The organism is Pseudomonas sp. T1.Ur, from assembly GCF_023516725.1.
GTDB lineage: Bacteria > Pseudomonadota > Gammaproteobacteria > Pseudomonadales > Pseudomonadaceae > Aquipseudomonas > Aquipseudomonas alvandae.
Genome location: NZ_JAMGSN010000001.1, coordinates 2,353,498 through 2,367,734 on the forward strand (window position 1 = coordinate 2,353,498; position 14,237 = coordinate 2,367,734).

11 protein-coding genes are annotated in these 14,237 nt (G+C 62.7%); 3 read left to right on the plus strand and 8 right to left on the minus strand.

The window, feature by feature from the left end:
* Positions 1–97: 97 nt before the first annotated feature.
* The 7 genes from M8Q45_RS10635 to M8Q45_RS10665 all read right to left on the minus strand — a co-directional run bounded on the left by M8Q45_RS10635 (position 98) and on the right by M8Q45_RS10665 (position 9,557).
* Complete coding sequence (locus M8Q45_RS10635) at positions 98–2,671, minus strand: bifunctional diguanylate cyclase/phosphodiesterase (protein ID WP_249874689.1); 2,574 nt, start codon at positions 2,669–2,671, stop codon at positions 98–100.
* A gap of 127 nt (positions 2,672–2,798) precedes the next feature.
* A complete protein-coding gene (locus tag M8Q45_RS10640; protein ID WP_249874690.1) occupies positions 2,799–3,473 on the minus strand; it encodes a DUF2238 domain-containing protein in 675 nt (224 codons plus the stop codon).
* A 2-nt stretch (positions 3,474–3,475) separates the two neighbouring features.
* Complete coding sequence (locus M8Q45_RS10645; RefSeq protein WP_249874691.1) at positions 3,476–5,275, minus strand: thiamine pyrophosphate-requiring protein; 1,800 nt, start codon at positions 5,273–5,275, stop codon at positions 3,476–3,478.
* A 101-nt stretch (positions 5,276–5,376) separates the two neighbouring features.
* Entirely contained in the window at positions 5,377–5,895 is a 519-nt protein-coding gene (locus M8Q45_RS10650; protein ID WP_249874692.1) for an HvfX family Cu-binding RiPP maturation protein, read from the minus strand.
* A gap of 16 nt (positions 5,896–5,911) precedes the next feature.
* A complete protein-coding gene (locus M8Q45_RS10655; RefSeq protein WP_249874693.1) occupies positions 5,912–6,550 on the minus strand; it encodes a ferric reductase-like transmembrane domain-containing protein in 639 nt (212 codons plus the stop codon).
* A gap of 953 nt (positions 6,551–7,503) precedes the next feature.
* Positions 7,504–8,820, minus strand: coding sequence for an ATP-binding protein (locus M8Q45_RS10660; protein ID WP_249874694.1), 1,317 nt, complete (start codon positions 8,818–8,820; stop codon positions 7,504–7,506).
* Positions 8,817–9,557, minus strand: a complete 741-nt coding sequence (locus M8Q45_RS10665) for a response regulator (protein ID WP_030140709.1) — start codon at positions 9,555–9,557, stop codon at positions 8,817–8,819. Before M8Q45_RS10665 ends, M8Q45_RS10660 begins: the two co-directional genes overlap by 4 nt.
* Before the next feature lie 225 nt (positions 9,558–9,782).
* On the opposite strand from M8Q45_RS10665, the gene M8Q45_RS10670 reads away from it, so the two are divergent.
* The 3 genes from M8Q45_RS10670 (at position 9,783) to M8Q45_RS10680 (ending at position 12,266) form a co-directional block, all read left to right on the plus strand.
* Complete coding sequence (locus M8Q45_RS10670; protein WP_249874695.1) at positions 9,783–10,046, plus strand: DUF2790 domain-containing protein; 264 nt, start codon at positions 9,783–9,785, stop codon at positions 10,044–10,046.
* Positions 10,047–10,330: 284 nt separating this feature from the next.
* Positions 10,331–11,542, plus strand: coding sequence for a cytochrome c biogenesis protein DipZ (locus tag M8Q45_RS10675; protein ID WP_249874696.1), 1,212 nt, complete (start codon positions 10,331–10,333; stop codon positions 11,540–11,542).
* A 430-nt stretch (positions 11,543–11,972) separates the two neighbouring features.
* The gene (locus M8Q45_RS10680) at positions 11,973–12,266 is read left to right on the plus strand and encodes a hypothetical protein (RefSeq protein ID WP_407683303.1); all 294 of its coding nucleotides are present in this window, start codon (positions 11,973–11,975) and stop codon (positions 12,264–12,266) included.
* 4 nt (positions 12,267–12,270) lie between these two features.
* On the opposite strand, the gene M8Q45_RS10685 is transcribed toward M8Q45_RS10680, so the two are convergent.
* On the minus strand, positions 12,271–14,136 hold the full coding sequence (locus M8Q45_RS10685; RefSeq protein ID WP_249874697.1) for a sigma-54-dependent Fis family transcriptional regulator: 1,866 nt from the start codon (positions 14,134–14,136) through the stop codon (positions 12,271–12,273).
* Between the last annotated feature and the right edge of the window lie 101 nt (positions 14,137–14,237).

Genomic DNA, 14,237 nt, shown 5'->3' on the forward strand with positions numbered 1-14,237 from the left:
GAGCTTGCTCGCGATGGCGGTGTGTCAGTCGACACATAAAGCGACTGAACCGCCGTCATCGCGAGCAAGCTCGCTCCCACAAAAAGCTTTCTGAAGGCTAAAGCCACCGCGGCGTGGTAAAGAACGAAGCCATTTCCGAGCGAGCCAACGCCGCGCCGAAGTACGGCCCTTGCACATGGTCACACGCCACACTGCGCAATTGACTGAACTGCCGCGCGTTCTCGATACCCTCGGCCGTCACCATCAACCCGACGCTGCGGCTCAACCGAATCATCGCCAGCACACCCTCCTGATCATGCTCCAGGCCCAGCTGCGCGAGGATATTGCGATCGAAGCGAATGCCGTCGAACGGCTGGTCAAGGACTTCCCGCAGAGACGCAATATTGGTACCGAACTTGTCGATATTGATGCGCACGCCCAGCGCCTTGAGCGCATGCAGGGTATTGGCGAGCGTCTTATGATCGGTCAGCAGCACCCCTTCGGCCACTTCCAGCGTCAGGCGCTGGGCAGGCAGGCCGCTCGTCTCCAGGGCTTTGTGCACTTGGTTGAAGAGGAAACTGCTGCTGAACCAACGCGGCGATACCGCGACGGACACGCTCAGTGCGTTGGGCCAGGTCGTTGCCTCTTCGCAGGCATGGATCAACATCCAACTGCCAAGTTCTTCCAGTTGTCCGGACGCTTCGGCGACCGGAATGAAGTCGACGCCGCCCAGCTCACCTCGTTCGGGATGGTGCCAGAAGGCCTGGGCTTCGAAGCCATGCAACTGTTCGGCATTCACGTCGAAACGCGGCAGGTAGCGCAATTCAAGCTGGTCTTGTTGCATTGCGTCGCGCAATTGCTGCTCATAGCGTCGACGGTCGCGGGCCACGTTGCCCATGGCTTCTTCGTAGACGCGCCAGGTATTGCGACCGGCGGCCTTGGCCGCGTACAGGGCGATGTCCGCCTGGCGCAACAGCTCGTCGACACGCTGTTCCGCCGGGTGCGACCAGGCGACGCCGATACTCATGCCCAGGTACAGCGTATTGCCGTCCAGGTGCATCGGGCGCTGCATGCATTCGATCAGGCGCCCGCACAGTTGGTCGAGATCGCTCGCACTACCCGGGTTGGGCATGACGATGACGAATTCGTCGCCGCCGAGGCGGGCCACCAGGTCGGTGCCGCGCACGTTCTGCTGGAGGATATGGGCAACTTCCTTCAGCACCTTGTCGCCCACGGCATGGCCGAGGGAGTCGTTGACCGGCTTGAATCTGTCCATGTCCAGGTTCAGGACCGCCAGCGGCGTAGGGTGCGCCTGGACCAGGTGCTCGCTGAGGCAGTCGAACAACCGGTTGCGGTTGGCCAGGCCGGTGAGTGGGTCGTGCAGGGAAAGGTGCTTGATCTGCGCCAGCGCCCGCAGCTCTTCGGTGATATCGGTGGCGGTGCCGCGAAAGCCCTGCGCGCCGGCCTCGATGGCCCGTACCGACAGCTTGCAGGTGCGTATGCGTTGGTTGCGCGCGGTGTATTCGCACAAGAGCGGCGTAGCGGTAACGCTGTTGGCGCCGCCGAGCAGCCAATGGGCAATCGAGATCGAGCCGTTATGGGGGTGCAACAGCCTGTGCAGCGGTTTGCCCAGCCACTCGGAGGGGGGGAATCCAGTGACCTGTTCGAAGCGCTCGGACAAATAGGTCAATGTTCCGTTCGAGTCGACTTCCCACAGCCAGTCGGACGATACCTCGGCAATGTCCCGGAAACGTTCTTCGCTGCGTTCCAGCGCCTTGCGATGGGCCAGGAGACTGACGTACTGGCGCTCCTGGGCGCGGAGCATGATCAGCGCATGGCGCAACACCGCCAGGGCCATGATCGCGAGGACCAACAATGCCAATCCGAGCAAGGGCAGCAGGACCTTGCGCAAATCCTTGCCGGGGGTAGCAGGGCGCCAGGCCAAGGCTTCGCGTGTCAGGCTGTCGAGCAATACCTGGGCGGTGTCTTTCGGGCCGGGCGTGTGGGCGATATGCGCACCGGGCAGGGCGAAGTCCCGGGACAGGTTCTGCAGCGCACCGGCGTCGAGGACTTTGACAAACAGCATCAGGCTGGACGGGCCGGGAATCTCGCGCACGCTATTGTCGGTGCCGGTGGTAATCGCCGAGACGGCGACGAAGGCAGGCGCGTCCTCGTGATGCAGCAGTTCGACGATCACCTCATCACGATTTTCCGCGGCCCTGGCCTTCTTGGCGATTGCCCGCAAGTCACCGGTGAGCCAGGTGTCGGCGGCCACTTCGCTCATTTCGCCATTGATCACCGAGTAAACCGTCTTGCCAGCAGGGGAAATGACGAACACCGCCTGGTAGCCATAAAGCGAGAAGACGCTGCTGCCGACGTTTTCCTGGTCATAGGCCCAGTCTTTATCGACCTCCACGTGCAGGTGGCGGTAGGCGTCGCTCCATTTCGAGTAATCGCTCAGGTCGCGGCCGATGCCGGTACGCATGCCGTCGATGGCCCGCTGGGCGAAGAACAGGCTCTGTTCACGGGCCTGTTCGTCCTGGGTCTGGGTGATATTGAGCAGCACCGCGATGGCCAGCGCGGACATGATGAACAGCAACAGCATGATGGCCGGAAAGGTGCGGCGGGTGAAACTTCGGGTTGGTCGCTCGCCGGAAGCCACCGTGGAGCTATTGCCAGCATCTTCAATCATAAAAACAAGCCATCAGCTAAACGCGAGATCCCCCGCACTCACCTTGTATCGGCTGACTGTCTGATTAACTTAATAAAAGTAAGAATTTGCTGACCAGTTGCACCATTTTTCCCGGGGGCACGGGGCTTCAAGTGCTGGCCCTGTCGCGCCGGGCCCATTCCAAGGCAAAGTCCCGCTGCTGGAAATAATTGACCCCGGCGGCTGCAACCAGCGCCACGCCTGCCGCCAATGCCGCCAGGGCCATGTCCTTTTGCGAGTCCCACGGGTCCTGTTGCGCGCCGACGAATGCCTTGGCGGTATCGCCGCCCATGTAGGCGCCGCCGATCCATTCGATCAGCTCATAAATGGCCGAGGACGACAGGATCAGGTTCCAGGCCAGGAAGTAGCCGGTAAATCCCCGGGCGGGCATGACCCGCAACAGCGCCTCGCGCACCGGGTAGCCCAGCAGCAGGCCATAGCTGAAGTGCACCAGCCGGTCGAACTGGTTGCGCTGGAAACCCAGGAGCTGGTCCAGCGACGGCCCGCCGGCCAGGGCCTGCCACCATTCGTTGTAAGGGACTTTGGCGTAGGTGTAGTGGGCGCCGACCTCGTGGATGCAGAGGAACACGAACACCAGCGAGGCGGACAGCCGGGAGAAGCTGAACCGGCGATGGACCGCCACCAGAACCACCAGCAGCGCGAAGACCAGCAGGTTCTCCGCCAGCCAGTCGCTGCGTTTCATCGGGGCGATGGCCAACCACGCCCACAGGGCGATGAAGCTTCCCAGCAAAATCAGCTCATAACGGCTCGCTCGGGTCTGCATGATCACTCTTTGTCCTTGCGATGGCCCGGCAGCAACGCGCCGAGCACCTGCTTGGCGGTCTCGACGACAATGCCACCTTCGTTCGGATCGCCATGGAGCAGGGTGGAGGCAAATTTCTTCGCCTGTTCCAGCTTGATATGCGGCGGCAGGGGGGGCACGTCGGGGTCGGTGCGAAACTCGATCAGCACCGGGCGTTCGGCGGCGAAGGCCTGTTCCCAGGCGGCAGCCACGTCGCTTTCCTGATCGACGAGGATGCCCTTCAAGCCAATGGACTCGGCGAAGAGATGGTAGGGCACGTCGGGAATGTCCTGGGACGCCTCGAATTTCGGGTCGCCTTCCATGACCCGCTGTTCCCAAGTCACCTGGTTCAGGTCCTGGTTGTTGAAGACCGCGCAGATCCAGGTGGTGTTGGTCCAGGTGCGCCAATACTTGGCGACGGTGATCAACTCGGCCATGTTGTTCATTTGCATCGCGCCATCGCCCACCAGCGCGATGACCGGACGATCCGGGTGGCAGAACTTGGCGGCGATGGCGTAGGGCACGGCGGCGCCCATGGAGGCAAGGCCGCCGGAAAGCGAGCACATCATGCCGCGACGGATCTGGACGTCCCGCGCATACCAGTTGGCGCACGAACCGGAGTCGCTGGTGATGATGGCGCGGTCCGGCAGTCGGGGGGACAGTTCGTAGGTGACGCGTTGCGGATTGATCGGCTTGGCCGACACCAGGGCGCGCTTTTCCAGGGTCTTGTCCCAGTCCGTCCGCCAGCCTTCGATTTTCTTGCGCCAGGCGCGGTCGGTCTTTTCTTCGATCAACGGCAGCAAGGCCCGCAGGGTGTCGGCGCTGTCGCCTTGCAGATTGACCTCCATGGGGTAGCGCAGGCTGAGCATGTCGGGCTGCAGGTCGATCTGCACACCACGCGCCTGGCCCTCGCCGGGCAGGAATTCGGCATAGGGAAAACCGGAGCCGATCATCAGCAGGGTATCGCAACCGGCCATGAGGTTGTCGCTGGGCTCGGTGCCCAGCAGCCCGATGGAGCCGGTGACCCAGGGCAGTTCGTCGGGCACCACGGCTTTGCCGAGCAAGGCCTTGGCGACGCCGGCGCCAAGTTTGTCGGCGATGGCAATCACTTCGTCCGTGGCGTGCAGCGCCCCGGCGCCCACCAGGATGGCGACTTTCTTGCCGGCATTGAGCACGTCGGCGGCCCGACGCAGGTCTTCCTCGTAGGGCACGACCTTGGGTTTGCGATAGCCGACCCCGGAATGCAGCGTGCCGTGCTTGTGGGGCGGCGGTGTGTATTCCAGATCCTGCAGGTCGTTGGGCAGGATCAGCGCGGTGACCCGGCGCTCGCCCACCGCGGTGCGTACCGCACGGTCGAGCAAGTGGCGGACCTGGGCCGGGGCGCTGGCTTGCTGGACGAACGCGCCGGCGACGTCCTTGAACAGGCTCGCCAGGTCCAATTCCTGCTGATAGTGCCCACCCAACGCATTGCGCGCCTGCTGGCCGCTGATTGCGAGGACCGGCATGTGGTCCATGCGCGCGTCATACAGGCCAGTGACCAGGTGCGACGCCCCAGGGCCAGACGTCGCGATACAGACCCCCAGCTCGCCCGTGAACTTGGCATGGGCGCAGGCCATGAACGCGGCCATTTCCTCATGACGAGCCTGGATGAAACGGATCTTGCCCTTGGCCCGGTTCAAGGCACCAAACACACCGTTGATGCCATCGCCCGGATAGCCGTAGATGCGACGAACGCCCCATTCATAAAGGCGCTCAACCAGAAAATCACCGACGGTCACGCTCATGTCTGTTCCTCGTCCTGATGGGCTGTCTTGATGCGCTGCGACCGCCATGACAGCGATACGCAGCGCGTTGGCTCATACAGGACTGGACCGACGCAAGTCCTTCAAGGTTTCGATTTTTTTGACCAAGTCAGCGACTTGAGCAGCGCATCCACGCTCAACTGGCCGGCACCCTGCAACAGCAACGGCAGCAGTGCCACCAGGTAGATCAACGGCAACTTGAAGTTGCCATAGCCCTTGTTGGTGATCGCGTACCCTTGGGCCAGCTCGCTCAGGCTGGACCAGTCCGCCGGCCAATGCACGGCTGCGGTGGCGACCACCGTGACCACCATCAACACCAGCGCCGAAGCCCGCGTGCCCAGGCCGATCAACAGGGCGAGGGCGCAGATCAGCTCCGCCCACATCGACAGTTCCCAGTTCCAACTGGCCGGCACATGGTTGAACGGGAAAGGAAAGGCCGACTGGATCTCGGCGAACCAGTTTTCGCCGTTCCATTTCTCCAGGCCGGATTCGAAGAACTCCCAGGCCAGCAACAGGCGTAGCCCCAGTGGTGCGAGCCACGCACCGGCGTGATCGAGGTTGAGGTGCAGGCTGTTCAAGGTTTTCGAGACAGTCGTGTACATGATCGTTCTCCTTCGCTCAGGCCGCGCGTTGCAAGGATTGGCGCTTGTTGGCCTGGGCCAGCTTGCCCACCAGGCGGACCGCCGTGGCGGCGCAGATCAGGCCGAAGGGCAGCACGTACCAGGCACTCATCGGGATGCGCTTGAAGTTGGAATAGGCAAAGATCGCCGCCAGTACCCACATGCCGGTCGTGTGCAGGCGCTTCCAGGCCGTAGCGCCGATCAGCCGCGTGGTGCTTTTGAACGACGTCAGCGCCAGCAACAGGATGAATACGTAGCCGACGGTGCCGGGCACGTTGCCGAGAGTGGTCCGGCCGGGCCAGAACTCGGTGTTGAGCTGGCCGTACCAGTAGATCAACAAGGCATGGACCAGATGGGAAAAGGCAAAGGCCAACCCGATGAAGCGCCGCTCGCGTACCAGGGACTTGCCCAAGGGCGAGGGCACCAGCACGGCAAACGCCGAGGCCGTGAAGGCCAGCAGGAACAGGACGAAGGATGAGCGGGCAGTGGCGCGAATGGCACTGCGCACGCCTTCGGTCAGGTCCGGGTTGATGATCAGGATAAGCGCGGTCATCAGCAGCACCAGGGCGGCCAGCAGGTTGAACAGCGACCAGCCCTGGTAACGGAAAACAGGCGGCGTTGCGGTGGCGTTAGGCATGGGAAAGCTCCTTGGATGGCCCGGCATCGTGGTGGCCGGGGACAGGAGGAGTCTTTCAAGTGGCTGTAAGCGGGGTGTGTCTGGAAGAGGGGGAATGTGCAAGTTTGTGTATGCCGTGCGGCGGCTGACACACTGATATACAAACCCAATACCGAACCTTGCACAAAAAACCCTGGGAGCGAGCTTGCTCGCGAAAGCGGTGTATCAGGCAACATCCATGTAGAACTTGCTGCCGTCTTCGCGAGCAGGCTCGCTCCCACACAGGTTCCAAGTGCCCACGAAATCGGAATACACCGCAAAACCCCGTGGGAGCGAGCTTGCTCGCGAAAGCGGTGTGACAGGCGACATCCATGTAGAACCTGCTGCCGTCTTCGCGAGCAGGCTCGCTCCCACACAGGCTCCAAGCGCCCACGAAATCGGAATACACCGCAAAACCCCGTGGGAGCGAGCTTGCTCGCGAAAGCGGTGTATCAGGCAACATCCATGTAGAACTTGCTGCCGTCTTCGCGAGCAGGCTCGCTCCCACACAGGCTCCAAGCGCCCACGAAGTCGGAATACACCGCAAAAGCCGTGGGAGCGAGCTTGCTCGCGAAAGCGGTGTATCAGGCAACATCCATGTAGAACGTGCTGCCGTCTTCGCGAGCAAGCTCGCTCCCACACAGGCTCCAAGCGCCCACGAAGTCGGAATACACCGCAAAACCCCGTGGGAGCGAGCTTGCTCGCGATAGCGGTGTATCAGGCAACATCCATGTAGAACCTGCTGCCGTCTTCGCGAGCAGGCTCGCTCCCACACAGGTTCCAAGTGCCCACGAAATCGGAATACACCGCAAAACCCCGTGGGAGCGAGCTTGCTCGCGATAGCGGTGTGACAGGCGACATCCAGGTAGAACCTGCTGCCGTCTTGCGAGCAGGCTCGCTCCCACAAGGGATGCCCATAAGGAATTCAGTGGGCTTCAGGCGGAAGTATCGCAACCCAAGCGCAATTCAGCGCACAACCCGCCACCGTCACGATTGCTCAGGGTCAGTGACCCACCCATGGCACTCGCCAGCTGCTGGGCGATCGCCAGGCCGAGGCCCGTGCCGCCGGTTTCCCGGTTGCGCGAGCTCTCCACCCGGTAGAACGGCTTGAGCACTTCGGCCAGTTCCGGCTCGCTGATGCCGGGGCCTCGGTCCAATACCTGGATCGCCAATTGCCCGTTGGCGGCGGGCTGGACCTGGATCTGCGCCGCGCCGCCGAACTTCAAGGCGTTGTCCACCAGGTTGACCAGCACCCGACGCAACGCATGGGGACGGGTGTCGATGACGGCGGCGTTCTTGCCGGACAGTTGCACATCCTGCCCAGTGTCCTGATAGTCGAACACCAGGCTGTCAAGGAACGCATCCAGGCTGATCCGGCAACTGGCTTCGGTGGCGCCGTGGATGCTGCGGGCGTAGGCCACGCCTTCACGCACCAAGTGCTCCATCTCGCCCAGGTCGCTGTAAAGCTTGTCCTTCTCGATGCCATCGTCCATGAACTCGGCCCGCAGCTTCATGCGGGTGATGGGTGTCTGCAAATCATGGGAAATCGCGGCCAACAGGTGCATGCGTTCCTTCAGATAGGCGGCGATGCGGTCCTGCATGGCGTTGAAGGCCTTGGCCGCGTGCACCACTTCGGTCGGGCCTTTTTCGTCCAGGCGTACGCCGTGGGCGTTGGGGTCCAGGGTTTCCACCGCTTGGGCCAGCCGCGTGAGGGGGCTGACGGCGATGCGCACGGCCAGCCAGGTGCAGCCGATCAACAGCGCCAGTTGCCCGAGCAAGACCATCGGCAGCCAAGGTGAAAGCGGCGCCATGGCCGGGCGCACGTCGATGGTCAGCGGGTTGCCGTCCTTCAGGCGCAGGTGCGCCTGGAAGTGCATCTTGGGACCTGGGATCTGGTTGAAGGTCAGCGCATAGGATTCGCCCAGTGCTTCCTGGAGCGAGCTGACCGATATCGGCGCGTTGTCGGGAAGCATCGGCGTGCCGGGCTGGCCTTCGTCGAGCACGTAGCCGTAGTTGCGCCGCGCCAGCTTTGGCAGCCACGCGGGGCGCTCCGCGGCAGGCAGGCGATCAAGGATCGCCACCGATGTCGAGACGTCGGTCTCAAGGTTGCCCAGCATCGTGTTCTTGGCGCTTTCGTAGCGTTCGTAGTACTGGACGCCGAACGACAAGCCCTGGGCCAGAACCAGGCCGATCAAGAAGATCAGCGACAGGCGCGAGGCGAGGGTGCGCGGCCAACGCAGCGGCAAACTCATACCGAGGCCTCGAGGATCTCCACCGGCAGCGAGAACACATAGCCTTCGCTGCGCACGGTCTTGATGTACGCCGGTTCGCGAGCATCGTCCAACAGGCGCTGGCGCAGGCGACTGACCAGCAAGTCGATGGAGCGGTCGAACAGGTCGGCGTCACGGCCCTGGGTCAGGTTCAGCAACTGGTCGCGGTTGAGCACCCGCTGCGGATGGTCGAGGAATACCCGCAACAACCGGTACTCGGCGCCGCTCAGGGCCACCATGGTGCCGTCGCTGTCCAGCAGATGCCGGGCCGTGGTGTCCAGCCGCCAGCGGCCAAACGCCAGCAGGCGCCCGCTCTCGGTGACCACCAGGTTGGGTGGCAACATCCGCGTGCGCCGCAGCACGGCGTTGATCCGGGCCAGCAGTTCGCGGGCGGCGAAGGGCTTGACCAGGTAATCGTCCGCGCCCATCTCCAGGCCGATGATGCGGTCGGTCTCGTCGTTGCGAGCGGTCAGCATCAAGACCGGCGTGGCCTTGTGCTTGCCGGCGCGCAATTCCCGGCACAACACCAGGCCATCGTCGCCGGGCATCATGATGTCCAGCACGATCAAGTCCACTGGGGTGGTGTCCAGGAAGGCGCGCATTTGCCGGCCATCCGCCACGACGGTGGTGCGCAGGCCGTTCTTTTTCAGGTAGTTGCCTACCAGTTCCCTGATCTCGCGATCGTCATCCACGATTAACACATGATCGACATGATCCATGGTGTTCTGCCCCTTGGCGTTTTGTTGTGGGTGAGTCTACAGCCAGCAGCCGGCCTGGCCTGGGACGGTTTGTATTGCAGTGTATCTGGCGCGCGGCGGATACACAGCGATGCAAAAAGGCCCCCGGCTCGATACAGGCGCGATACCTGGGGGGCATTCAATGGCATCCATCGAGGCAACACGACCGGCCTCTGAACAAACATCCATTGAATCGAGGACACCGCCATGAACACCAAAGCCATCTACGCCGCCTGCCTGTTCGCCGCGTTGAACATCTGCACCCTGTCGGCCCGGGCCGAAAGCAACATCCAGCCGCACACCTACAGCTATGGCACCCACCTGGATGTGCGCAAGGTGCTGTCCCTGAGCGAAGACCCGCAACCGGCCTGCGGCGTGGTGAACGCCCGCATGACCTATCTGGATTCGACGGGGCATGAGCAGGAACTGGACTATCGCAAGTTTTCAGATAACTGCACCAACCAGAATTGACCTTCTCTCGTGGCGAGGGAGCTTGCTCCCGTTGGGGCTGTAGGGGTGTAGGAGCTGGCGAAGCCTGCGATCTTTTGATCTTTTGATCTTTTGATCTTTTGATCTTTTGATCTTTCGCTTGAGATTCAAGGGGTTGGGGAAAGATCGCAGCCTCGTTTCACTCGGCAGCTCCTACACAGCTCCTACGCAGTTCCTACACAGCTCTTACGCAGTTCTTACACGCCCAGCGGGAGCTAGCTTCCTCGCCACGGGTTCTTGGCCAGTCTTTAATTTGAGGTGTTGCCATGCTTCTGATCGCATTTCTCGGCGGGATCCTGACGATCCTCAGCCCTTGTATTCTTCCCGTGGTGCCGTTCCTGTTCGCCCGGGCCAATCAATCGCGGCGCTCGGTGTTGCTGACGCTGGGTGGCATGGTGTTGACCTTCGCCGCCGTGTCCAGCCTGGCTGTGGTCAGCAGCGAATGGGTGCTGCGTGCCAGCGTTGCCGGACGACAAGTCGCCCTGGTGGTGATGGTGCTGTTTGCCTTGTCGCTGATGTTCAGCCGGGTGGGCACTTGGCTGGCGCGGCCACTGGTCAGCCTGGGCAATCGTCTTGACGCCGGTGCCGGGCGGATGGCCGGGCCTGTGGCGTCGGTGTTGATCGGTGTTGCCACCGGGTTGCTTTGGGCGCCGTGCGCCGGCCCTGTCCTTGGCGTGATCCTGACCGGGGCCATGCTGCAAGGTGCCAGCGCCCAGACCAGCCTGTTGTTGCTCGCTTATGGCCTGGGCAGTGCCTTGTCGCTGGGAACCTTGATCCTGGCCGGCCGCGGCTTGGTCGGCCAGTTGAAACTCTCGCTGCCGATCACCGCCTGGCTGCGCCGCGCCACTGGGGCGCTGGTGCTGTTGGCCGCCGTGGCAATCGGCACCGGGGCGGATGACCGGTTACTGGCCGCGACGTCATCGCAACAGTCGGCCAGCCTGGAAAAAAGCCTGCTGGAGAACGTGCCCAAGGCCATCGACTACGTGGTGAGCAAGGCTGGCGCGAGCACGATGCCAACGCTCGAATCCCAAGGCGCCATGCCGGCGCTGGACGGCGCGGTGCAATGGCTCAACTCGCCGCCGCTGAGCAGCGAGTCGTTGCGGGGCAAGGTGGTGCTGGTGGATTTCTGGACCTACGACTGCATCAACTGCCAGCACACGCTGCCGTACGTGAACGAGTGGGCGAAGAAATATGCGAAGGACGGGCTGGTGGTCATCGGCGTCCACACCCCGGAATACGGCTACGAGAAGATCATCGACAACGTGCGCGAGCAGGTACGCAAGCTGGACATCCAGTACCCGGTGGCCATCGATAACCAATATGCAATCTGGCGCGCCTTCAACAACCAGTACTGGCCGGCCCATTACTTCATCGATGCCAAGGGGCAGGTGCGCTATAGCCATTTCGGCGAAGGGCGGTATGGCGAGCAGGAGCAAGTGATCCAGCAATTGCTGCAGGAGGCAAAGGCTGGCCAATAACCTGTGGCGAGGAAACTGCGCAGGCACTGTGTCGCAGCTGCGCGTAGGAGCTGCGTGTGGAGCTGCGTAGGAGCTGTGTAGGAGCTGTGTAGGAGCTGCGTAGGAGCTGCTGAGTGAAACGAAGCTGCGATCTTTTTCCAGACACTCGTATCTCAAGCGAAAGATCAAAAGATCAAAAGATCAAAAGATCAAAAGATCAAAAGATCGCAGGCTTCGCCAGCTCCTACAGACCGCGGGTCTCAATAAAAACTTTATCTATCATTAAGTTAATGCATATTTATGCAAGCGTTTCTAGGTTAGTGAGCAAGGTGATGAACGGCACGTGAATGCTGGCCCCTTGCTTTTCAAACTGACGTCAAACTCCTTTCATTTCAGAAAGTTGGACGACAAACCTATGCGTGTTTCTATCTGGATCGCGGCGGCCATGCTCATGGCCGCCGTTTCGCTTGAAGCCCAAGCCAGGGCGCTGACGGCCAACCAGCAGTCGGTGTGTCGCTGGGGTTCGGACATCGCGGCGGGCGCCCAGGCGTCGAAGCTGTCCGGGGTCAGCCTGTACGGGGCACGCAAGAAGTTGCAGGTGCGCAAGTTTCCCCGGCCCTGGATGCGCATGACCGCGCTGGGCATTACCGAACAGACCTACAACAGCACTTCGCGGCTAAAGCCGGTGGCGGTCAAGCAGACCTACTACGAGCAATGCGTGCGCCATGAGCTGGCGCGACGCTAAGCCTTCAGCCCGGACGCCTGCCAGGCATCTCGATCCCATGCTGATGCACCCGTCGATACAGCGTCGCCCGGGAAATACCCAGGGCCCGCGCCGCCGGGGTGGGTTTCCAACGATGGCGCACCAGGGCGTCCAGCAACGCCTGGCGTTCAGGGCTGGCGCTGGGCTCCGGCCCATCATCGGCATCATGGGTGCTGTGCAATGACTCGGGCAAATGGCTGAGCTGGATCACGCTCGCCTCGCAGACCGCACAGGCATAGCGCAGCACATGCCGCAACTGGCGGACATTGCCCGGCCAGTGATAACCGAGCAGGCATTCCAGCGCCGCGCCGCTCAGTTGCACCGCACCGCCGCACAACGTCGATTCTTCCTCCAGGATGCGATTGATCAACGCCAGCCGATCCGTTCGTTCGCGCAGGGGTGGCAGTTGGAAACGGGCGCCGCCGAGGCGGAAATACAAATCCTCGCGAAACTCGCCGGCCGCCACCAGCGCCTCCAGGTCGCGGTGGGTCGCGCAGATCACCTGGATGTCCACGGCCTTGCGCCGTGAGGCCCCCAACGGCGCCACTTCGCCTTCGGCCAGCACCCGCAACAGGCGGGTTTGCAAGGCCAGCGGCATGTCACCGATTTCGTCGAGGAACAGCGTGCCGCCATCGGCCTGCTGCAACAGGCCCTGCATACCCTTGGCCGAGGCGCCGGTAAAGGCACCGGCCACATAACCGAACAACTCGCTCTCGATCAGGCTTTCCGGTATGGCCGCGCAGTTCAAGGCCACGAAAGGTCGGTCGCGGCGCTGGCTGGCCTGGTGCAACTGGCGGGCGAAGACTTCCTTGCCGGAGCCGGTCTCGCCCTGGATCAGCACCGGCAGGTTGCGATCCTTGACCCGTACCGCCAGGGTCAGGCTGTCGGCGAGGCGTGGATCGAGTTCGGTCGGCGTCATCGCGGCGCGCTGGCGAGGCGTGGCCCGGCGCCGTGGCGCGCTCAAGCGGCCGTGCAAATCGACATCGAGCGGATAGAGGCTTTCGTCACGGGCGCGGTGCAGCAGTTGGGCGTCGAAGACTTGGCTGATGTGTTGAGGCAGTTGGCCGTAACGCTGCATCAAGAACTGGCGTGCCGCCGGGTTCAGGGCTTGCAGGCAGCCATCGTCGTCCCAGGCCAGCAGGAAATCCGGCTGGCTGTCGACGTACCCCGCGTTGCGATGGGCCCGCAGCACCCAGTAACCCTGGGCGCTGCTCATGAAAAACGCCTGTTCGATCTCCCGGGCGCTCTGCACCACCATCTGCCGGATCAGGTGCTGGGAGCGGCGATCATCCGGCGATCGCACCGCCGAGACGTCCAGCACGCCGAGCAATTCCCCTCGGGGATCGAAGACCGGCGCGGCGGAGCAGGTCAGGCCGATGAACGCTGCGCGAAAGTGGTCGCGCTTGTGCACCGTCACCGCCGTCTTGGCCGTGAGCACTGCCGCCACGCCGCAAGTGCCTTCTTCACCTTCCGACCAACACGTACCCAGGTACAGCCCGGCCTTGCGGCAGTCATTGCGAAGGGTGGTTTCCACCCGGTAGTCGATGGTCTGGCCCTGGGCATCGGTCAGCAGCACGCAATAGTCGGCATCGCGCACCCGGCCATGCAGGCGCGCCACTTCGTCGCTGGCGATATTGAGAAACAGTTCCGAGCGCTCGCGGCATTGCTTGAGCACGTCGTGGGACAGGATCCGCGGGCCCTGCAGGGAGCCGGGGTCCAGGTGATGTTGCTCCATGGAGCGGCGCCAGGAGTCGAGGATCAGGTCCGGCACGGGCAATTGCGGCAGTTGAGCGGCGTTCTTCAGCACGCGGCTGACGCAATCCACATGCGCCCGGGAGTGAGCGGAAAGCATAGAGGCCTCCGGTTCAGCTTCTTGTCGTTGTCGGCACATTAAGCGCTGATCGCCGGGCGCAGACAAGCCCGACGGAGCGCAGGCCTGGGGATGAGACGCGA